The following is an 18,492-nucleotide window of genomic DNA, read 5'->3' on the forward strand; positions in this document are numbered from 1 at the left end:
CGAGCGGGCTTGTTGTGGTGAGCGGGCTTGCCCCGCGTTGGGCCGCGGAGCGGCCCCAGTAAGGTAACCGAGACGTGTCAGACAGACCTCCGGCGCAGGTTTTGGGGCCGCTACGCAGCCCAACGCGGGGCAAGCCCGCTCGCCACAAAAGCTTATGCATGGGCCGCTTCCAATTGGATGCGGCCGCTGGAGCAGGCGGCGACGCCGTTGCGGTAGGCGAAATACAACTTGCCGCGTTCCTGGTCAAAGCGCAGGTGCAGTTCGATACGGTCGCCGGGGCGCACCAGTTGCTGGAACTTGAGCACTTCCATGCCGGCAAAGGTGGCGGGCAGATCGAGCAGTTGTTGGCCGAGGTTGAACGCCCACTCCACCTGGACCACGCCGGGCAATACCGGAGTGACCGGGAAGTGGCCGCTGAAATAGGCCAGGTCTGGCGGCACGCTCAGTTGCAAGGTCCATTCGCCATCGACTTCGACTTGCTCCAGCACTTCCGGCGCCTTGGGCCGGGGCGCCAGCAGCAGCGCGGCCACATCGGCCTGGGGCAGTTTGCCCTGGGCATTCAGCGGCAGCTGGCGCAGCAGCCGCCAGCGACGTGGCAGCGCCAGGGCTTCGCAATGCTGGCTCAAATGCTGGCGCAGGGTCTGGGTGACAGTCCGTCGGCCCTGGTTGCGCAAGGCGTGCAGGCCGTCGGCACTGAGCACCACCAGCGCGCCGAGGGAGGCGCGGTTTTCCTGCACCACCCCCAGGCGCGTTTCGGCGACCCACGGGTGGGCCATCAGCGCCTGCTCAAGCATGGGCAGGGAGATGCGTTTTTCTTCCAGCTTGACGATACGGTCCAGGCGCCCGAGCAGTTCGAAGCGACCATCGGCATGGATGCGCGCCGCGTCAGCGGTTTGTTCTATGTGCCCGACCGGCAAGTACGGCGAGGCGATGCGCAGGGCACCGTCGGCGTCCTGGCTCAGGTGTACATCGGCGAACGGCTGCCAGGGTTGCGCCCCCTGGCGCCAGGCGATGCCGCCGGTTTCCGAGCTGCCGAGGATCTCGGTCGGCCATTGCTGCAAGCGCTCGTATAGACTGCCGGCCGCCTCGATGGGCAGGGCGCCGCCCGACGAGAACACCCGCGATACCTGGCTCAGCGCCGGCCAATCGAGGTTGTCGCCCATGCGCTTGAGCAGCGCCGGGCTGGCGACCCAGGCGAATTGCGGGTGTTCGCGGCTGGCGCGTTGCATGTCTTCCGGAAACGCCAGCTGGCGGCGCACAAAGCTGCGACCGGCGCACAGCGGCCACAGCACACGGAACAGCAAACCGTAGATGTGCTGGGTGGCGACACTGCCGATGATGCAGGCGTCTTTCAGGTCGGCGCCCCACAGGGCTTCCAGGGCCTGGACTTCATTGGCCAACTGGCGCAGGGTCTTGTCGATACGCTTGGGTTCGCCGCTGGAGCCGGAGGTGCACAGGCTCAGTTGGCAGGTGTCCAGGTCGAGGGCGGCCGGGCTCAACGGTGCTTGATACAGCGCGTCCAGGTCTGCCGCTTCAGTCAGCCAGGCGTCGACAACCGCGTCCCAGCGTTGGCGGGTCTGGGGTTGCAGATCGGCGGGCAGCAGTACGCTGGCCCCGGCGCGCCAGGCGCCCAGCAGTGCAATCGCCAGCAGGCCGGCGTCTTCCAGGTGCAGGGCCAGGCGCTGGATGCCACGGGCTTGCAGCCCGGCGGCCAGGCTCAGGGAGTGCTCCCACAGCTGGGCGTGATTCATCGCAGGTTCGGTGGTCACCAAACGCTGTTCCAGCGGCTCGAGCAACAGGTGCTCAAGATTCAACCCATTCATACGCGGCCTCGAACCCTTTGTCGTACCAGCCATTCCACGGCAAACAACAGCCCCATCAGCCCGTAGGCAATCAAGCCGTTGTACAACGTCCACCAGCTCAACGGCGCCCATAGGGTGAGGGCGGCGGCGAGCAGGCCATTACACAGAAAAAACACGCACCACACCACGGTGACCTGGCGCGTATACACGATCGCGTGCGGCGGCAGCACCGGGTCGGTCATGCGCGCCAGACGCTCCACCATCGGCGGGCCGTATTTCAGGCTCAGGCCGAACAGCGCCAACATGAACGCACTGACCAGGCTCGGGTACCAGCGCAACAGGTGCGGGTTGTCGAACCAGGCCAGGGCCAGGCAAAACACGATCACCGCCAACGCTATCCAGCGGCTGCCGGGGCGCGCCGCACCCGTGACCGCGCGCAGCAGCCACAGGCTGCCCAGCAGCAGGCCGAATTGCCAGGGCGCAAAGTGCTCGGTGCCGTAATACACCGCAAACGGGTACAACAGCCCCGCCAATAACAGGCCAAGGCCGATCAGCCGGCTCATGCGGCAGGCTGGACCAGACGGTACACCGCCTCAACCACGTCGTTGACGGTGCGCACGGCCTTGAACTCTTCGGCGGCGATCTTCTTGCCGGTCTGGCGCTTGATATGGTCGATCAGGTCCACGGCATCGATGCTGTCGATCTCCAGGTCCTGATACAGGTTGGCGTCGAGGGTGACGCGCTCCGGGGGCAGTTCAAACAGTTCCACCAAGGCATCGCGCAGGGTGTTGAAAATATCGTCACGAGTTTGCATGGTCCGGTCTCAAGCTGCCTGTCTGGCCGTGACGAACGCCGCAAGGCTGGCCACGTTGGTGAAGTGATTGCGGGTGTCCTTGGCGTCGGCATCGATCTTGATGCCGTACGTTTTCTGGATCGCCAGGCCCAATTCCAGGGCGTCTACCGAATCCAGGCCCAGGCCTTCGCCGAACAGGGTTTGGTCGCTGCCGATGTCATCGGCGCTGATGTCTTCCAGGCCCAGGGCCTCGATGATCAACAGCTTTATATCGTGCTCAAGGCGGTGTTGGTCGCTCATCTTCGGCGAGCTCCTTAATGAAATAATGGTGCAGGTAATCGTTGAGCTTGCGTGAGGCCTGGGGCGCGGGCCCCAGTGTTGCGAACGCCTGTGGTTCTATATCGGCCCCCACGCGCAAACTGAAGTGAAAACGGCATTTAGGGATGCGATACCAGGGTTCTGCCTTGGTCAGAGTGGTGGGGCTGACCTTGATCACTACCGGGGTGATGATTGTCGCACCGCGCAGGGCAATGGCGGCGGCCCCGCGATGAAAGGCGGGCGCCACGCCGGGGGTGGTGCGGGTGCCTTCGGGAAAGATGATCAGCGTCTGGCCGTTGCGCAGGGCGTCAGCGGCGGCGTCGAGCATGTCTGCGCTGCCGTCGTTGCTTATGTAACCCGCGTCGCGCACCGGGCCACGGGTGAACGGGTTTTGAAACAGGCTCTGCTTGATCACGCAATTGGTCTGGCGCATCAGGCCGATCAGGAACACCACGTCGATCAGCGAAGGGTGGTTGGCGATGATCATCTGGCCCGGCTGGCCGAGCCTTTCGGCGCCTTCGACGCTGTAGGTCAGCACGCCGGCGCGTTGCATCAGGCGGATAAAGAACCAGAACAGCTTGCTGATGGTATGGCGGGCGCGGCGCTGGTGCCTTTCTACGTTGCCCGGCAGGCAGCTGAGCAGGGGAAAGACCAGCAAACGCAGGCACAACCCGCCGACGCCGAACACGAAGAAGCTCGCGGCAGTGGCGAACAGGCGCCAGTAGTAGGCATCCCGTGGCTTATCGTTCACGACTTGCGTTGCCAGTTCCATACACGGTTCTTCCAGGCATGTTGGCAGGCGCCCTGTTCGGTAAGCAGGGTGCGCAGCAGGTTCAGGGCGTGGGGCCACTGGGTTTGAGTGGGTTGGACAGTGCCGGCGCTGAGTTCCAGTTGCCACTCGTCGCCTGGCGTCAGCAGCAGGCCGAGGGCGTAGGGAAACGGCACGTCAACGATCCAACTGGCGTAGGCCTCGGGCGGCTGTTCTTCGGTGATGACCAGCAATACCGCCGGAGCGCCTTCGTTGAGCAGGGCCGCGGCTTCGAGCATGCCGTGCTCCAGGCCATCGCCGGCGGCGGCGAGGGCTGTCATTTCGCTGGTTTCATTGCGCAGGATCGACCACAGGCCAATCACCGCGTTGTGCACCGACAGGCTGAATTGGGTCGGCGACAGCGGCTGGTCGTTGGCCAGGTCGCTGAGGATGTCGAGGGTGCGCGGGGTTTCGCCATGCCGGGAAACAAACACCAGCGGCAGGTCTTGCAGGCCGTCGGCCAGCGGCCAGCCTACGCTGAACGCCATGCGCGCCAGGCGGCTCAGGCGGCGGCGCTGCATGGCCGGCAGGAACGACACGTCGGGCGAGGCATCGCTGGCAGGCAGCAACACCGGGGCCTGGCACCAGGCGTGCCAGTCGTCCGCGCTTTCCAGGCCGGGGGCCCAGGCGCGCCATTGGGCGATGTTGAAGTTGATCACTGAGAAGTTATCCCGCCCCTGCGGGCTTCCATGTGCGGCTTTTGGCCCCGAATACCGGGACAAGGAGCAATCGCCGAGTGGCGCGCATTATCCCGGTGCTGCGGGGTTCTAGCAAACTTTGGTAAAGAATTGTGCAAGGCCGATTACAAATAAGTCGGGAAGGTTTACAGATTGTCCTTCAACGAGGGGCAACTTGGATCGTCGGACACTTCCTTTTCATTTGTACGCGACATATGACAGACCCGATGCAATGCAGCAATGCATCGATGAACGAGGTAGCTAACAGGCGCTTTTGCCCTCTACACTCGGACATTCATTGATACACGGAGGTTTTTCCATGCGGCGCGTGGTGTTCAATCAAAAAGGCGGTGTTGGCAAGTCGAGCATCGCCTGCAACCTGGCGGCGGTCAGCGCCAGCGAAGGCTATCGAACCCTGTTGGTGGACCTCGATGCACAGGCCAATTCAACCCAATACCTGACGGGGCTGACTGGCGACGACATCCCCATGGGGATCGCGGACTTTTTCAAGCAAACCCTGTCTTCCGGGCCGTTTTCGAAGAAGAACAAGGTCGATATCTACGAAACCCCCTTCGACAACCTGCACGTCATTACCGCCACCGCCGAACTCGCGGACCTGCAGCCCAAGCTTGAGGCCAAGCACAAGATCAACAAGCTGCGAAAGCTGCTCGATGAGCTGGGCGAAGATTACGACCGGATCTACCTGGATACCCCGCCAGCCCTGAACTTTTATGCGGTTTCTGCGCTGATTGCCGCTGATCGTGTGTTGATCCCCTTCGATTGCGACAGCTTCTCGCGCCAGGCCCTGTATGGCCTGCTGGCTGAAATCGAAGAATTGAAGGAAGACCACAACGAAGGCCTCGAAGTGGAAGGCATCGTGGTCAACCAGTTCCAGGCGCGGGCGAGCCTGCCGCAGCAAATGCTCGATGAGTTGATTGCCGAGGGCTTGCCGGTGTTGCCGGTGTACCTGGCCAGCTCGGTGCGCATGCGCGAGTCGCACCAGGAGAACAAGCCGCTGATCCACCTGGATCCACGGCACAAGCTCACACTGCAATTTGTGGAGCTGCATAACCTGCTGGAAAACGCCTGATTTTGCTGGCGACACAAAACCTCTGTGGGAGGGGACAAGCCCCTCCCACACTGTCCAGCATTGTTCTCCAGGTCCGATTACACCCCCTGGCTACGCAACCAGCTCATCAGCTGCGGCAACGGAAACGCTCCGCTCTGGCGCGCCACTTCGCGGCCGTTCTTGAACAGAATCAGACTGGGGATCGAACGAATCCCCAATTGTGCCGACAGCTGCTGATTGGCCTCGCTGTCCAGCTTGGCCAGCCTGCACTTGCCTTCCAGCTGCCCGGCCGCCTGTTCAAACACCGGCGCGAACGACTTGCACGGCCCGCACCAATCGGCCCACACATCCACCAGCAGCGGCAGGTCGCCCTTGATCTGACTGGCGTAGTCACCTTGTTTCAGCTCGAAAGGCTTGCCCAGTAGAACCGGTTGCTTGCAGCGCCCGCACTTGGGCGTATCACCCAGGCGTTCTGCGGGGATGCGGTTGAGGCCGTTGCAATGGGGGCAGGGGATAACGAGAGGTTCGGACATGGTGGGCTCCGTGGATGTGGCCAATGCTCCCTATCTGGAGTCAGGCATCAGCTTTATCAAGCTCGGGGGTGGCGACGCATGTGCTAACAGATTCGCAAATGTCGATTGGCGCATGCCTATCTAGGCTGGAAGTGCTTGTTCGAAATAGCACCATTGGTCCGTTCGGTGCCATAGCAAATTGCGATAGTCGGCGTTCGGGTTTAACCTTCATAGCAATATGCGATAGGGATGTTGCATGCGTGTAATCAGTGCGAAACAAATCCGAAGTGCCAAGTTGAAGTGGCCTCATTCAGCCACTGCTTTGGATGAGTGGTATCGGAAAGTCAAAGTCCTCAATCCCGAAGACTTCGCGGCGTTGAAATTGATTTTTCCTGCAGTGGATAAGGTGGGGGCATTACACGTCTTCAACATCGGTGGTAACAAGCTACGGCTCATTGCGATTGTGCGCTACCGAATGCAGCGGCTTTATATTCGGCATGTGCTGGACCATCGGGAATACGACAAGGGTAAATGGAAGGAGTGATTGAAAATGAGTGTGCTGATTGAGCAGGTGGCCGAGCATTGGCAATTCGTATCACCGCTGCTGCGCAAGCCCAAAACCGAGGCTGACTACGATGTGTTGGTGGAGGCGCTCGACGAATTACTGGATATCGTCGGGGATGACGAAGCCCATCCGTTGATGGGCGTTGTCGATATCATCGGTGACTGGGTCGAGGCTTATGACCTGGAGCATTGGCCGATGCCTGAGGCGAGCGGTGTCGACGTACTGCGATCAATGATGCAGGAGCATGGCCTGACTCAGAGTGATTTGCCGGGTGTTGGCGCTCAATCGGTGGTCTCGGAAATCCTCAGTGGAAAACGCCAGCTGAACGTGCGACAGATTCGTTGGCTGGCGGATTTTTTCAAGGTGCCGGTCGACCTGTTCATCTAACCGTGGGCATGGCGCGTATCACGACGAACAACTGATCTCCAAATGCTTGCCCCAATCCGGCGGTCGTTGCGCGTACTGTTCCATCCCCGCTTGCTCCTCGAACGGCTTGGAAAGCACCTCATGCAGTCGCTGCACTTCGCTGTAGTCGCCTGATTCGGCGGCGGCGATAGCGTTCTGTGCGAGGTAGTTGCGCAGGATGTACAGCGGGTTCACTGCATGCATCCGCTCACGGCGCTGCTCTTCGCTGTAATCCCCATCCCGCGCAACACGGGCCGTGTACAGCTCGGCCCAGGCATCGAACCCGGCGAGGTCGACAAAGTCATCGCGCAGCTTCGCCACCGCCAGCGCTGCCGATTCATCCCCAAGTCGCCGGAAGAACAGCGTGTAATCCACGCCGCTGTTCTGCATCAGCTTCAGCAACCGCTCCACCAGCTTCTGGTCGTCGTCTTCGGCAGTGGACAGCCCCAGTCGGCGGCGCATCAGGTCCAGGTAGTGGGCCTGGTACAGCGGCAGGTACAGGCCAAGGGCTTCTTTCAAGGCATCGACGCTGATAAATGGCGTGAGCGCCTGGGCCAGCGCGCTGAGGTTCCACTGGCCGATGGGCACCTGGTTGCTGAAGGAGTAACGTCCTTCATGGTCCGAGTGATTGCAGATGAAGTGCGCGTCAAAGTCGTCGAGAAACGCAAACGGCCCGAAGTCGAAGGTGATGCCGAGGATCGACATGTTGTCGGTGTTCATCACGCCGTGGCAGAAACCATAGGCCTGCCATTTGGCGATCATCTCGGCATTGCGCTCGACGATTTCACGGAACATCGCCAGGTAGGGCTCGGGCTGTTCGCGGCACTCGGGGTAATGCAGGTTCAACACGTGTTCGGCCAGCTCGGCCTGCTGTTCGGGCTTTTTGGTGTAGTAGAAATATTCGAAATGACCAAAACGGATATGGCTGGGCGCCAGGCGCAGCACCATCGCCCCACGTTCCTGCTTCTCACGCCAGACCGGGGTGCTGGAGCCGATCACGCACAACGCACGGCTGCTGGGGATGCCCAGTGCATGCAGCGCTTCGGAGGCCAGGAACTCCCGAATCGACGAGCGCAGCACCGCGCGGCCATCGCCCATGCGCGAGTAGGGCGTCATCCCGGCACCCTTGAGGTGCAGGTCCCAATGCTCGCCGGCCTCGTTGTATACCTCGCCCAGCAGCAATCCCCGACCATCGCCCAGCTGCGGGGTGTAGCCGCCGAACTGGTGCCCGGAGTAGACCATTGCCCGCGGCTCGGCTTCGGCCCACAGCTTATGGCCGCTGAACAGCTCGGCGAACACCGGCGTTTGCGCCACGGCAGGGTCGAGGTCGAGCAGGGCCATGGCGGCATTGCTTGCCACCACCAGGCGCGGTTCGTCGAGGGGCTCGGGCAATACGTGGGTTGAGAACGCGTCGCCCAGGCGTGCGAAGCGGTTGTCGAAGGTCAGTTCGTCGAGGGCTTTCACCGGCCATCTCCAGCAGAATGTCCGAGCATTCTGCTGGGGATAGGGCGTTTAGTCGAGTTTGCTGGGCGGTGGCTCGGGTGCATCCGCCACTTTGCCGTCCGGCGGCTCCGGCACATCTGGCGCCTCGGTCGGTCCGACGATGGTTCTCTTCTCGTCCTCCACCGGCACCAGCTTGTACTCCTGGCCGTGGAGGTTTTTCAGGTACACCTCCATCTGCCGGAACGAGATGTTGATGTGGTGGTTCTTGAACTCGCGGTTGATAAAGCGGTTCACTTCGTCGATCACCGGGTTGCGGTCACCGAGGTCGCGCACGTGCATGCGCAGTTCGTGGTCCAGCGTACTTTCGCCGAAGTTGAGGAAGTACACATGGGGTTCCGGTTCCTTCAACACCCTTGGGTTTTCTCGCGCAGCCTTGAGCAACAATTCCTTCACCAGGTCCAGGTCGGAGCCGTAGTCCACGCCCAGCTTGAGGGTCACGCGGGTGATGGTGTCGGTCAGGGACCAGTTGATCAGTTGCCCGGTGATGAACGTCTTGTTCGGGACGATGATGTCCTTGCGGTCGAAGTCGGTGATGGTGGTGGCGCGGATGCGGATCTTGCTCACCGTGCCCGACAGGTTGCCGATGGTGATGGTGTCGCCGATGCGCACCGGGCGCTCGAACAGGATCATGATGCCGGAGATAAAGTTGGCGAAGATCTCCTGCATGCCGAAGCCCAACCCCACCGACAGCGCGGCCACCAGCCATTGCAACTTGTCCCAGCTCACGCCGAGGGTGGACAGGGTCGAGACAAAGCCCACGCCGGCAATGATGTAGGACAGCAAGGTGGTCGTGGCGTAGGCACTGCCCTGGGCCAGGTCAAGCTTGGACAGCACCAGCACTTCCAGCAGGCCGGGCAGGTTGCGCGCCAGGGCAAAGGTGATGCCGATGATAATCAGCGCGCCGAGCAGGTCGCCGATGCTGATCGGCACCATGCTGATATTGGCACCGGTGCCGCTGGTGTATTCGTACAGGGTGACGTTGTCCAGGTAGGAAAATACCGAGATCAGGTCCGACCATACCCAGTACAGCGCCGCGATAAAGCCGCCGAGCAGCGCCAGGCGGATCAGGCGCATCGATTGTTCGTTGACCTGTTCGATATCCAGGGTCGGCTCTTCGATCACCGCTTCGCCTTCGCCGGCTTCCTTGGCGGCCTGGCGTTTGGCCAGGGCGCGGGAATAGGCCAGGCGTCGGGCGGCAACGCCCAGGCCGCGGACGAAGGTGGCTTCGATGACCAGCCAGAACATCAGCAGGTACAGGGTGTTGATCAGCCGATCGCTGAGCTTGAGGGCGGTGTAGTAGTAGCCAAAGCACACGGCAATGAACAGCGCGATAGGCAGGGCGGTAAACAGCAGGCCCACGGCTTTGCGGAACAGCGAGGCTTTTTCGTGGGTCGGGCTGTGCAGCAGCAGGCGTCCCAGCAGCCAGGCCATCAGGGCGTAGCAGGTCAGGACCACCCCAATGCCCAGCACGTCGTCGGCCAGCGCCGCCGGTTGATGCTCGGCAATCGCCACCACGGCCACCAGGGCCAGCACCACCAGCCCGAGCTTGCGCACCCAGCCCTGGAGGAATTCGACCTGGGGCTTTTCCCAGCGGAAGTGCAACTCGGCCACGCCACCCGGCGCCAGGATGCGGTAGGCGGTGTAGAACACCAGCCACGCCTGGGCAATCTGCAACAGGGCCGCGCCGAGGTTGGCGTTTTGTCCACGGGCATCTATTTGCAGTGCGTAGCCGCACAGCGCCAGGCCCAGTGCTACCGGCATCGCCAACAGGATATTCACCAGGATCGCCTGGGGCGTGTGCCATTGGCTGTCGCGTTTGAAGTGGCCGATGTCCAGATGGACTCTTTTCAGGCGCGCGTACAGCGCGTTGCGGCGCCACAACAGGGCACCGATCAGCAGCAGCAACGGCAAAAACAGCAGCGGACGCTGGGTCAGGCCGTCGTACAGCTCGCTGACGCTGGAGGCCCAGGGCAGGGTGGTGACCTGCTTGCTCAGGTGCGCCGGCACGGTTTCCAGCCACTCGGTGTCCAGCGGCTTGTTGCTGGGGATCCAGAACATCTGTTCATCGAGCGTCGCGCGCAGGGTGGTGGCGGTGCTGAGCAGTTGTTTCTGGTTCAGTTGCAGGGTGATGGATTCGTTGAGCAGCGCGCTCAGCTCGCGGCTCAGGCGCTCCAGCAGGTCGCTGCGGGTGATCGCCAGTTCCAGCAGGGTGCGCCGCAGTTGCGGGGTGACGTCGGCCGGCGGCTGGTTGGCCAGCAGGTTATCCACATAGGTGCTGGGGGAGCTGATCAGCTCGCGCTGTTGGTTGACCTCGAACTGGTACAGGCGAATGTTGGCGATATCGTCCGCCAGGTCGCGGTCCACCGTCAGGCGGGGCAACGCTTGTTTCTGCTTATACAGAATCTTCGACAGGAGCAGGCTGCCCTTGAGCACATTGATCTGCTCGTCCAGGGCCGAATCGCTCTGGGTCACGGTGTCCAGCTGTTGCTTGGTCTGCAGGTTCTTCTGGGTCAGGTCGTTGAGGCGGTCGGTGCTCTTGAGCAGGTAGTCGGACAGTTTCAGGTTGGCCGCGCTTTCCGTGGCCAGCAGGCTGCTGCCGCCGGCTTTCTGCGCTTCGATGGACTGTTGGGTGACGGTCTGCTGGGACTGGGCCAGGCGCTTCTGGTTGATCAGGGTTTGCAGGTCCTGGATCTCCTGTTCCAGGCGCGCGGTTTTTTCCTGGATCAGGTCGTGCTGGCTGTTGCCCAGGTCCTGCAGCTGGCTGTTGCCGGCCAGCTCCTGGCGGCGCAGGGGGATCAGGGCATTCAGGGAAGCCAGTTCGGCATTCAGTTGGTTGCGCTGGTCGCCGCTGAGGGCTTTGCCATTGTCCTTGCCGGCCTTGAGGGTGGCATTGATCTGCTGGATACGCGTCTGGCTGCTGCTGATTTCGGTCTGGGCGCGCTCGGGACGGGTCTGGGCGGCGATGGTCAGGCTGTTGGCGTCGGCCAGTTCCTTTTGCAGGTCGCCTTGCTGGGTGCTGCGCTGCACCAGCAGTTGCTCAAGCTGCGGCACCGGCAGGGTGGCGTAGCGTTGGGCCACCGGAATGACCTTGGTGGCCTTGAGTCGGGTCAGTTCGCGCTGGTTCTCGCTGGTCTGGCGCGGCGCGTCTTCCAGCTGGCGCTTGAGGTCGACCAGGCGCTGCTCGTAATCCTGCTTGTTGCCCAGGTAGGTCAGGGTCTGTTGCAGGATCGACTGCAGCGCCTTCATGTCGGCGTCGGGCAGTTTGCGATCCGGCAGCTTGTCCAGGGTTTGCTGGATGGCGTCGGCGCTGGGCGGGTCGGCGGCGTAGACGCTGCCGACACAAAGGGTCAGGCCCAGCAGGGCAGTGGCGAGAAAAGTGCGCAGGGTTGGCATAGAGACCGATCGAGCAAGGTGAAGAATCGGGGGCGTGCTGTCGCCCCGCAGTTTAGAGGAAGAGTCCGGGGCCCGGGCGACTTCCTTCGGGGAATCTGACGCCGACTTTGCCAATCTTGTTCCCGTCCATGACCGCGACGGTCCAGATGGTGTTGTTCCACTCCACCTGGTCGCCCACTACCGGCGCGCCGCCGACTTTCTGGGTGATGAAGCGGCTCAGCGGCATGTCCGGGTCGATCCCTTCGAGCTTGAGGCCATACAGCGCCGAAACCGCGCCCAGCTGGGCGTCGCCTTCGAGGACGAAGTCGCCGAAGAAGCGCAAATCGAGGCCGCGTTGCGGTGCCTGGCTGAACAGTTTGCCCAGGGCCGGCAGGTTGTGTTCATGGCCGATCACACAGAGCAGATCGCCGACTTCCAGCACCGTACTACCCGACGGATGGAGCAGTTGCTGGCCACGGAACAGGGCCGCGATGCGCGTGCCTTCGGGCATTTTCAGCTCACGCAGGGCCGCGCCGATGCACCATTTTTCTGCGCCGAGGCGGTAGACGAACAGCTCCCACTCGCTGGTGACGTGCACTTCCAGCGCTGCGCGGGAGATCGGCGCCGGGTCCGGCGGAACGGTCACTTTGAGCAGCTTGGCCACCCACGGCAGGCTGGTGCCCTGTACCAGCAGCGACACCAGCACGATAAAGAACGCCAGGTTGAAGTACAGCTGCGCATGGGGCAGGCCGGCCATCAACGGGAACACTGCCAGGATGATCGGCACCGCGCCGCGCAGGCCGACCCAGGCGATAAAGGCCTTTTCGCGGCCATGGAAGGCTTTGAACGGCAGCAGGCCGACCATCACCGACAGCGGCCGCGCAAACAGGATCATCCACAGCGCCAGGCCCAGGGCCGGCAGGGCAATCGGCAGCAAATCATGGGGCGTGACCAGCAGGCCCAGCACCAGGAACATACCGATCTGCGCGAGCCAGGCCATGCCGTCGAGCATATGCAAAATGCCATGACGGCTACGCACCGGGCGATTGCCGATCACCAGGCCGCACAGGTACACGGCGAGGAAGCCGCTGCCATGGAAGGCGTTGGTCAGGGCGAACACGAACAGGCCGCCGGCGATCACCAGGATCGGGTACAGGCCGGTGGCCAGGTTGATGCGGTTGACCATCTGCAGCATCAGCCAGCCGCCGCCGAGGCCTACGATGCCACCGATGCCGAACTCGCGCACCAGGTGGGTCAGCAGGCTCCAGTGCAGGCCGGTCTGGCCGCTGGCGAGCATGTCGATCAGGGTGACGGTGAGGAACACCGCCATCGGGTCGTTACTGCCGGATTCGATCTCGAGGCTGGCGGTCACCCGTTCGTTCAGGCCCTTGCCGCCCAGCAGCGAGAACACCGCTGCGGCGTCGGTCGAGCCGACAATCGCACCGATCAGCAGGCCTTGGATAATATTCAGGTCAAACAGCCAGGCCGCCGCCATGCCGGTGAGGCCGGTGGTAATCAACACCCCCACGGTGGCCAGGGACAATGCCGGCCAGAGTGCCACGCGGAAACTCGCCACCCGTGTACGCAAACCGCCGTCGAGCAGGATCACTGCCAGCGCGAGGTTGCCCACCAGGTAGGCAGTCGGGTAATTGTCGAAAATGATGCCGCCGCCATCGACGCCGGCCACCATGCCCACGGCCAGGATGATCACCAGGATCGGGATACCCAGGCGCGAGGAAAGAGAACTCACCAGAATGCTCGCACTCACCAGCAACGCGCCGATCAAGAACAGGCTGTTGATGGTCGTCGCATTCAAAGGCAGTACTCCATGGGCAAACAAGACGGGACGCAAACTGACCATGCAGTCTGCGTGCCAGGGATTCTAACCTGTTGAATTGCGGTGCTGTCAAAAAGCTTTTAACGTCGGGCGCAGATCTGAATGTGGGAGGGGGCTTGCCCCCGATGGCGGTATGTCAGTCAGCTTGTCTTTAACTGATCCACCGCTATCGGGAGCAAGCCCCCTCCCACATTTCAAGCCAGTGCAGGGCGTTAGAGGCGGAAGCGGCCTACCATCCCGTTCAGGTCTACCGCCAGGCGTGACAATTCGCTGCTCGCGGCGCTGGTCTGACTGGCGCCCGTAGCGGATTGCACCGACAGATCACGAATGTTCACCAGGTTGCGGTCCACTTCCCGCGCCACCTGCGCCTGTTCTTCCGCCGCGCTGGCGATCACCAGGTTGCGCTCGTTGATCTCGACAATCGCCATGTTGATGGTGTCCAGCGACATCCCGGCGCCTTTGGCGATGTTCAGCGTCGACTCCGCCCGTTCGGTACTGTTGCGCATCGAGTCCACCGCGTGCTCGGTGCCGGCCTGGATACTGCCGATCATCCGCTCGATCTCGCTGGTGGACTGCTGGGTGCGATGGGCCAGGGCCCGCACTTCATCGGCGACCACCGCGAACCCGCGACCGGCTTCACCGGCGCGTGCGGCTTCAATCGCCGCGTTCAGGGCCAGCAAATTGGTCTGGTCGGCCAGGCCGCGAATCACGTCCAGCACTTTGCCGATATCGCGCGACTCATTGGCCAGTTCGCCGATCAGGGTGGCGGTAGCCTGCACATCGCCGCTCATGCGCTCGATGGCGCTGACGGTTTCCTGCACCAGGTCGCGGCCGTCGCCAGCAGACGTGGTGGCGTTGCGCGAGGCTTCCGAGGTGCTCACCGCATTGCGTGCGACTTCTTCCACGGCGCTGGTCATCTCGTTGACGGCGGTGGCGGCTTGCTCGATTTCGTTGTTTTGCCGGGTCAGGCCACGGGCACTTTCGTCGGTGACGGCGTTCAGTTCCTCGGCGGCGGAAGCCAGTTGGGTGGCGGAGCCGGCGATGCGTTGCAGGGTGTCGCGCAGTTTGTCCTGCATCTTGGCCATGGCGGCGAGCAGGCGCCCGGCTTCATCGTTGCCGTCGACTTTGATCGGCCGTGTCAGGTTGCCTTCGGCGACTTCTTCCGCCGCTTCCAGTGCCTGTGAAATCGGCAGGGTGATGCTGCGGGTCAGCAGCCAGGCAAACAGCAGGGTCAGCAGCGTGGCGATCACCAGCAGGCCCACGACCAGGTTGAAGGCCGCGTTGTACTGGTCTTCGGCCTCCTGATTGGTGGCCAGGGCCATCTTGTTATTGAGGTCCAGCAGGCGCGTCAGCACGGCGTTGACCTGCTCGGAGTTGCTCAGCAATTCGGTGTTAAGCAGGCTGCGCAGCTCATCCACCTGGTTGGCCCGTGACAGGCTCTTCATGCGCTCTTCAATCTGATGGTACTGGCCCAGCAGGCTTACATATTCGTTGTAGGTGCTACGTTCTTCGCTGCTTTCGATCAGTTTCTCGTAGACGCCCTGGGCGGCGCGAATCTGCTGGTTGCGCAGTTCGAAGGCTTCCAGGGTCTTTTGCTGCACATCCGGCTCGCGGTTGGTCAGCAAGCGGTAAGACAGCACGCGCAGGCGCAGGGTCAGTTGGGTGAACTCATCCAGGGCACGGATGCTTGGCACGCTGGACAGGGTGATGTCTTCGGTGGCGCCACGGATCTTGCTCATCTGGTTCAGGGCGAACACGCCTAGAAACAACATCAACGCGCCAATAAACGCGAAGCCGAGGAAGGCCCTCGGAGCGATATTCATATTACGAAGCGACATGCGGAAATCCTGGGAGAGGCGCAATCCGTGCGGTCATGAGACGGGGTGTGCCTCTCTATCGGGCGTACGACTAAAGTCTAGAGGGGGCTGTGCGTTTTTGTCGCATCTGACGAGGGGTTGCGCGGATTCAGGAACCAGATGGGGGAAATGCAGTCACTAAGGCTCGAAAGCGTGGCCCGGCCCTTGAAAACGGGCTGCGCGCCAGGGATAACCCTGGCATCCGAGGTGAATTTTCTTTATCGTCACCGCCCTTTGAAAAAGCCCGAGAAATCAAAATGTTAGAAGCATCCCTCAGCCAACTGGAACAACTGGTCAGCGACCTGGTACAGCAGAATCAGGAGCTACTGGGCAGCAACGAATCCCTCAAGGCCGAACTGGCTCGCGCCAAGGATGAGAACGACAGCCTGCAACTGAACCTGATGGAGCAGGAAGAAAAGCACGGCGCCACCGCAGCGCGGATCCAGGCGCTGGTTGAGCGCGTGAGCGCAGGCCCTGTCAGCGCATGAATGAAGGCATAAAGGTCGTTTCGATTCTCGGAGAGGATTACTCGATCAAGGCCCCGGCCGGGGAAGATAAAACTCTGATGCACGCCGTGACCATGCTCAAGGCCTCCCTGGCCACCACCAAGAAAAAGTACCCGACCCTGATCGGTGACAAGCTACTGGTGCTGGCGGCGCTGAACCTGTGCGCCGAGCAGATCGAAATGCAGCAGGCTCACCAGCAGGAACTCGACCGTTACCAAGAGCAAGTCAGCGCCACGGTCGAGGTGATTTCCAAGGCGATCCAGCCCTAGAACCACTCATCCTGCATCCCCAGGCACGTATCATCCCGTGCCTCCAGAATCGCCAGTTCATGATGGCAGCCCGGAATCTCCCAAGTCAGGAAGTACCGGGCAGCCTGGAGCTTGCCTTTATAGAAGGCGACATCGGCCACATTGCCCTTGGCCAGCCCTTCTTCGGCGCGAATCGCCTGTTCCAGCCAGCGCCAGCCAATCACCGTATGCCCGAATACCTTCAGGTACAGCGCCGAGTTCGCCAGGCTGCTGTTGACCTTGCCCTGGGCGAGATCCGTCAGCAGGCCGATGGTCACGCTTTGCAGGCGGCTGACCAGGTGCTCCAGCGGCTCTCTCAATGCCGTCAGGCCTGGATATTCCTGTGCCCGTGCGCCCGTGTCGGCGATCAGCCGGATCAGTTGCTTCAGGCCCGCGCCGCCGTTCTGCGCCAGCTTGCGCCCCAGCAGGTCCAGGGACTGGATGCCATGGGTGCCCTCGTGGATCGGGTTCAGGCGGTTGTCGCGGTAGTACTGCTCCACCGGGTATTCGCGGGTATAACCGTGGCCGCCGAGGATCTGGATCGCCAGTTCGTTGGCCTTGAGGCAGAACTCCGAGGGCCAGGATTTGACGATGGGGGTGAGCAGGTCCAGCAGTTCATGGGCCTGTTTGCGTTCGGCCTCGGTTTCCAGTGTGGTGGTGTCATCGAACAGCCGCGCGGCGTACAACCCCAGGTCGAAGGCACCTTCGACGTAGGCTTTTTGCGTCAGCAGCATGCGCTTGATATCGGCGTGCTGGATGATCGAGACCGGCGCGGTGCCTGGGTCCTTGCTGTCGGGCAAGCGGCCTTGCGGGCGTTCGCGGGCGTATTCCAGCGAATAGAGATAGCCGGCGTAACCGAGCATCACCGCGCCCATGCCGACACCGATGCGTGCCTCGTTCATCATCTGGAACATGCAGCTCAGGCCTTGGTGCGGTTTACCCACCAGATAGCCGACGCAGTTGCCGTTATCGCCGAAATTCAGTGCCGTGGAAGTGGTGCCACGCCAGCCCATCTTATGAAACAGCCCGGCCAGCAGCACGTCGTTGCGCGCGCCGAGGCTGCCGTCGTCGTTGACCAGGAACTTGGGCACGATAAACAGCGAAATGCCCTTCACCCCGGCGGGCGCGTCCGGCAGCTTGGCCAGCACCATGTGCACGATGTTTTCCGACAGCGGGTGGTCGCCGCCGGAGATGAAGATCTTGTTGCCTTTGAGGCGATAGCTGCCGTCAGCCACGGGCTCCGCGCGGGTACGAATATCCGACAGCGATGAGCCGGCATGGGGCTCGGTCAGGGCCATGGTGCCGAAGAAGCGGCCTTCGATCATCGGTTGCAGGAAGCGCTGTTTTTGTTCCTCGGTGCCGAAGCTTTCGATCAGGTTGGCGGCGCCCATGGTCAGGAACGGGTAGGACGTCGAGGCCGCGTTGGCAGATTGGAAATGAGCGAAGCAGGCTTGAGAGAGCAGGGTCGGCAACTGCATGCCACCGGCTTCGAAGCTGCGGGCCGCATTGAGGAAGCCGGCTTCCAGGAACGCATCCACCGCCGGTTTGACTTCCGGAATCAGGATGGCTGCGCCGTTTTCGTAGCGCGGTTCGTTTTCGTCGTTCTTACGGTTGTGGGGGGCGAAGTGCTTTTCGGCGATGCTGCGCGCCGTGCTGATCGCGGCATCGAACGTTTCGCGATTGTGCTCGGCAAACCGCTCGCGCTGGGTCAGGCCCTCGGCATCGAGGACTTCATACAGCTCGAAAGCCAGATTGCGGGAACTGAGCAGCGTCTCGGACATGGCGGCTTACCTTTGGAGGAATTGGCCTGAGTCTAAGTGCGCGAATAAAGACTGGATAGCAAGATTGATCTGGGTGATGAAGAGGCAGAACGCGGGGAGGGGAATTGAAATGCGATCAAATGTGGGAGGGGTGTAGAACCGTAGACATCGTTTACATCTGAAACCGGGGACATCGTTTACACATTTGAGGCCTGGACGCGGGTCATACCTCGTCCAAGCCTCCCCAAGGGATAATCACACAGGTACAAATCCCAAGCATCATCTTCAGCTTCTTTGAGCCCTATCCTTTCCCCGGACAGCGCCTCGCTGATAAATACCAACTTGCCGTTCCACTTGATCGATCCGTCCTGCCTGACGCTTCGAACTTTCATTTCTGCCGGATATTCCACATCGGGCAAGCA

17 protein-coding genes and 2 pseudogenes are annotated in these 18,492 nt (G+C 61.9%); 5 read left to right on the top strand and 14 right to left on the bottom strand.

Annotation, left to right across the window (positions count from 1 at the left end):
- Nucleotides 1-152: 152 nt before the first annotated feature.
- From BLQ09_RS24010 to BLQ09_RS24035, 6 genes are read right to left on the bottom strand one after another with little or no spacing between them, the layout of a single operon-like run.
- Nucleotides 153-1,823, bottom strand: a complete 1,671-nt coding sequence (locus BLQ09_RS24010) for an acyl-CoA synthetase family protein (protein ID WP_027604980.1) — start codon at nt 1,821-1,823, stop codon at nt 153-155.
- On the bottom strand, nt 1,820-2,365 hold the full coding sequence (locus BLQ09_RS24015; protein WP_027604979.1) for a COG4648 family protein: 546 nt from the start codon (nt 2,363-2,365) through the stop codon (nt 1,820-1,822). Before BLQ09_RS24015 ends, BLQ09_RS24010 begins: the two co-directional genes overlap by 4 nt.
- Nucleotides 2,362-2,616 (bottom strand): acyl carrier protein, encoded by a 255-nt coding sequence (locus BLQ09_RS24020; RefSeq protein ID WP_003187949.1) that lies wholly within the window; start codon nt 2,614-2,616, stop codon nt 2,362-2,364. Before BLQ09_RS24020 ends, BLQ09_RS24015 begins: the two co-directional genes overlap by 4 nt.
- A gap of 9 nt (nt 2,617-2,625) precedes the next feature.
- Complete coding sequence (locus BLQ09_RS24025; RefSeq protein ID WP_027604978.1) at nt 2,626-2,895, bottom strand: phosphopantetheine-binding protein; 270 nt, start codon at nt 2,893-2,895, stop codon at nt 2,626-2,628.
- Complete coding sequence (locus BLQ09_RS24030; protein ID WP_027604977.1) at nt 2,873-3,685, bottom strand: lysophospholipid acyltransferase family protein; 813 nt, start codon at nt 3,683-3,685, stop codon at nt 2,873-2,875. Before BLQ09_RS24030 ends, BLQ09_RS24025 begins: the two co-directional genes overlap by 23 nt.
- Nucleotides 3,661-4,380, bottom strand: coding sequence for a beta-ketoacyl synthase chain length factor (locus tag BLQ09_RS24035; protein WP_027604976.1), 720 nt, complete (start codon nt 4,378-4,380; stop codon nt 3,661-3,663). Before BLQ09_RS24035 ends, BLQ09_RS24030 begins: the two co-directional genes overlap by 25 nt.
- Nucleotides 4,381-4,717: 337 nt before the next feature.
- Here BLQ09_RS24035 and BLQ09_RS24040 point away from each other — a divergent pair, with 337 nt between their 5' ends.
- Nucleotides 4,718-5,488: a ParA family protein gene (locus tag BLQ09_RS24040; RefSeq protein WP_027604975.1), complete on the top strand. Its 771-nt coding sequence runs from the start codon at nt 4,718-4,720 to the stop codon at nt 5,486-5,488.
- Nucleotides 5,489-5,565: 77 nt separating this feature from the next.
- Here the strand turns inward: BLQ09_RS24040 and trxC are convergent, their stop codons facing one another.
- The gene (gene trxC, locus BLQ09_RS24045; RefSeq protein ID WP_027604974.1) at nt 5,566-6,000 is read right to left on the bottom strand and encodes a thioredoxin TrxC; all 435 of its coding nucleotides are present in this window, start codon (nt 5,998-6,000) and stop codon (nt 5,566-5,568) included.
- A gap of 235 nt (nt 6,001-6,235) precedes the next feature.
- Here trxC and BLQ09_RS24050 point away from each other — a divergent pair, with 235 nt between their 5' ends.
- The gene (locus tag BLQ09_RS24050; RefSeq protein WP_027604973.1) at nt 6,236-6,523 is read left to right on the top strand and encodes a type II toxin-antitoxin system HigB family toxin; all 288 of its coding nucleotides are present in this window, start codon (nt 6,236-6,238) and stop codon (nt 6,521-6,523) included.
- A 6-nt stretch (nt 6,524-6,529) separates the two neighbouring features.
- On the top strand, nt 6,530-6,931 hold the full coding sequence (locus tag BLQ09_RS24055) for a helix-turn-helix domain-containing protein (protein ID WP_027604972.1): 402 nt from the start codon (nt 6,530-6,532) through the stop codon (nt 6,929-6,931).
- Between the two features lie 18 nt (nt 6,932-6,949).
- On the opposite strand, the gene selO is transcribed toward BLQ09_RS24055, so the two are convergent.
- From selO to BLQ09_RS32015, 5 genes and pseudogenes are all read right to left on the bottom strand, one after another.
- The gene (gene selO / locus BLQ09_RS24060; RefSeq protein ID WP_027604971.1) at nt 6,950-8,413 is read right to left on the bottom strand and encodes a protein adenylyltransferase SelO; all 1,464 of its coding nucleotides are present in this window, start codon (nt 8,411-8,413) and stop codon (nt 6,950-6,952) included.
- 48 nt (nt 8,414-8,461) lie between these two features.
- Nucleotides 8,462-11,845 (bottom strand): mechanosensitive channel MscK, encoded by a 3,384-nt coding sequence (gene mscK / locus BLQ09_RS24065; protein WP_027604970.1) that lies wholly within the window; start codon nt 11,843-11,845, stop codon nt 8,462-8,464.
- 52 nt (nt 11,846-11,897) lie between these two features.
- Nucleotides 11,898-13,640 carry a potassium/proton antiporter gene (locus BLQ09_RS24070; RefSeq protein ID WP_027604969.1) on the bottom strand — a complete coding sequence of 581 codons (1,743 nt, stop codon included), beginning with the start codon at nt 13,638-13,640 and terminating at the stop codon, nt 11,898-11,900.
- Between the two features lie 233 nt (nt 13,641-13,873).
- On the bottom strand, nt 13,874-14,746 hold the full coding sequence (locus BLQ09_RS32010) for a methyl-accepting chemotaxis protein (protein ID WP_371914547.1): 873 nt from the start codon (nt 14,744-14,746) through the stop codon (nt 13,874-13,876).
- Nucleotides 14,729-15,499: pseudogene (locus BLQ09_RS32015) on the bottom strand (MCP four helix bundle domain-containing protein); the annotation flags it as partial. The pseudogene BLQ09_RS32015 and the gene BLQ09_RS32010, both read right to left, overlap by 18 nt.
- Before the next feature lie 275 nt (nt 15,500-15,774).
- Between BLQ09_RS32015 and BLQ09_RS24080 the strand changes: the two are divergent.
- Together BLQ09_RS24080 and BLQ09_RS24085 are read left to right on the top strand one after the other, a co-directional pair.
- Entirely contained in the window at nt 15,775-16,005 is a 231-nt protein-coding gene (locus BLQ09_RS24080; protein WP_003187970.1) for a hypothetical protein, read from the top strand.
- A complete protein-coding gene (locus tag BLQ09_RS24085) occupies nt 16,002-16,292 on the top strand; it encodes a cell division protein ZapA (protein ID WP_017526490.1) in 291 nt (96 codons plus the stop codon). The genes BLQ09_RS24080 and BLQ09_RS24085 overlap by 4 nt, the downstream gene beginning before the upstream one ends.
- On the opposite strand, the gene BLQ09_RS24090 is transcribed toward BLQ09_RS24085, so the two are convergent.
- Nucleotides 16,289-18,091 carry an acyl-CoA dehydrogenase gene (locus BLQ09_RS24090; RefSeq protein ID WP_027604967.1) on the bottom strand — a complete coding sequence of 601 codons (1,803 nt, stop codon included), beginning with the start codon at nt 18,089-18,091 and terminating at the stop codon, nt 16,289-16,291. The two genes, BLQ09_RS24085 and BLQ09_RS24090, sit on opposite strands and share 4 nt — an antisense overlap.
- A gap of 176 nt (nt 18,092-18,267) precedes the next feature.
- Nucleotides 18,268-18,492: pseudogene (locus tag BLQ09_RS24095) on the bottom strand (IS481 family transposase); the annotation flags it as partial.

It is taken from the genome of Pseudomonas sp. NFACC25 (genome assembly GCF_900100935.1).
Taxonomy (GTDB): domain Bacteria; phylum Pseudomonadota; class Gammaproteobacteria; order Pseudomonadales; family Pseudomonadaceae; genus Aquipseudomonas; species Aquipseudomonas marginalis.

Coding starts and splice junctions, on each gene's coding strand:
- mscK (WP_027604970.1), bottom strand. CDS start 11,845: ATGCCAACCCTGCGCACTTTTCTCGCCACTGCCCTGCTGGGCCTGACC.
- trxC (WP_027604974.1), bottom strand. CDS start 6,000: ATGTCCGAACCTCTCGTTATCCCCTGCCCCCATTGCAACGGCCTCAAC.
- BLQ09_RS24085 (WP_017526490.1), top strand. CDS start 16,002: ATGAATGAAGGCATAAAGGTCGTTTCGATTCTCGGAGAGGATTACTCG.
- BLQ09_RS24015 (WP_027604979.1), bottom strand. CDS start 2,365: ATGAGCCGGCTGATCGGCCTTGGCCTGTTATTGGCGGGGCTGTTGTAC.
- BLQ09_RS24020 (WP_003187949.1), bottom strand. CDS start 2,616: ATGCAAACTCGTGACGATATTTTCAACACCCTGCGCGATGCCTTGGTG.
- BLQ09_RS24055 (WP_027604972.1), top strand. CDS start 6,530: ATGAGTGTGCTGATTGAGCAGGTGGCCGAGCATTGGCAATTCGTATCA.
- BLQ09_RS32010 (WP_371914547.1), bottom strand. CDS start 14,746: ATGGCCAAGATGCAGGACAAACTGCGCGACACCCTGCAACGCATCGCC.
- BLQ09_RS24030 (WP_027604977.1), bottom strand. CDS start 3,685: ATGGAACTGGCAACGCAAGTCGTGAACGATAAGCCACGGGATGCCTAC.
- BLQ09_RS24080 (WP_003187970.1), top strand. CDS start 15,775: ATGTTAGAAGCATCCCTCAGCCAACTGGAACAACTGGTCAGCGACCTG.
- BLQ09_RS24050 (WP_027604973.1), top strand. CDS start 6,236: ATGCGTGTAATCAGTGCGAAACAAATCCGAAGTGCCAAGTTGAAGTGG.
- BLQ09_RS24025 (WP_027604978.1), bottom strand. CDS start 2,895: ATGAGCGACCAACACCGCCTTGAGCACGATATAAAGCTGTTGATCATC.
- BLQ09_RS24040 (WP_027604975.1), top strand. CDS start 4,718: ATGCGGCGCGTGGTGTTCAATCAAAAAGGCGGTGTTGGCAAGTCGAGC.
- BLQ09_RS24010 (WP_027604980.1), bottom strand. CDS start 1,823: ATGAATGGGTTGAATCTTGAGCACCTGTTGCTCGAGCCGCTGGAACAG.
- BLQ09_RS24090 (WP_027604967.1), bottom strand. CDS start 18,091: ATGTCCGAGACGCTGCTCAGTTCCCGCAATCTGGCTTTCGAGCTGTAT.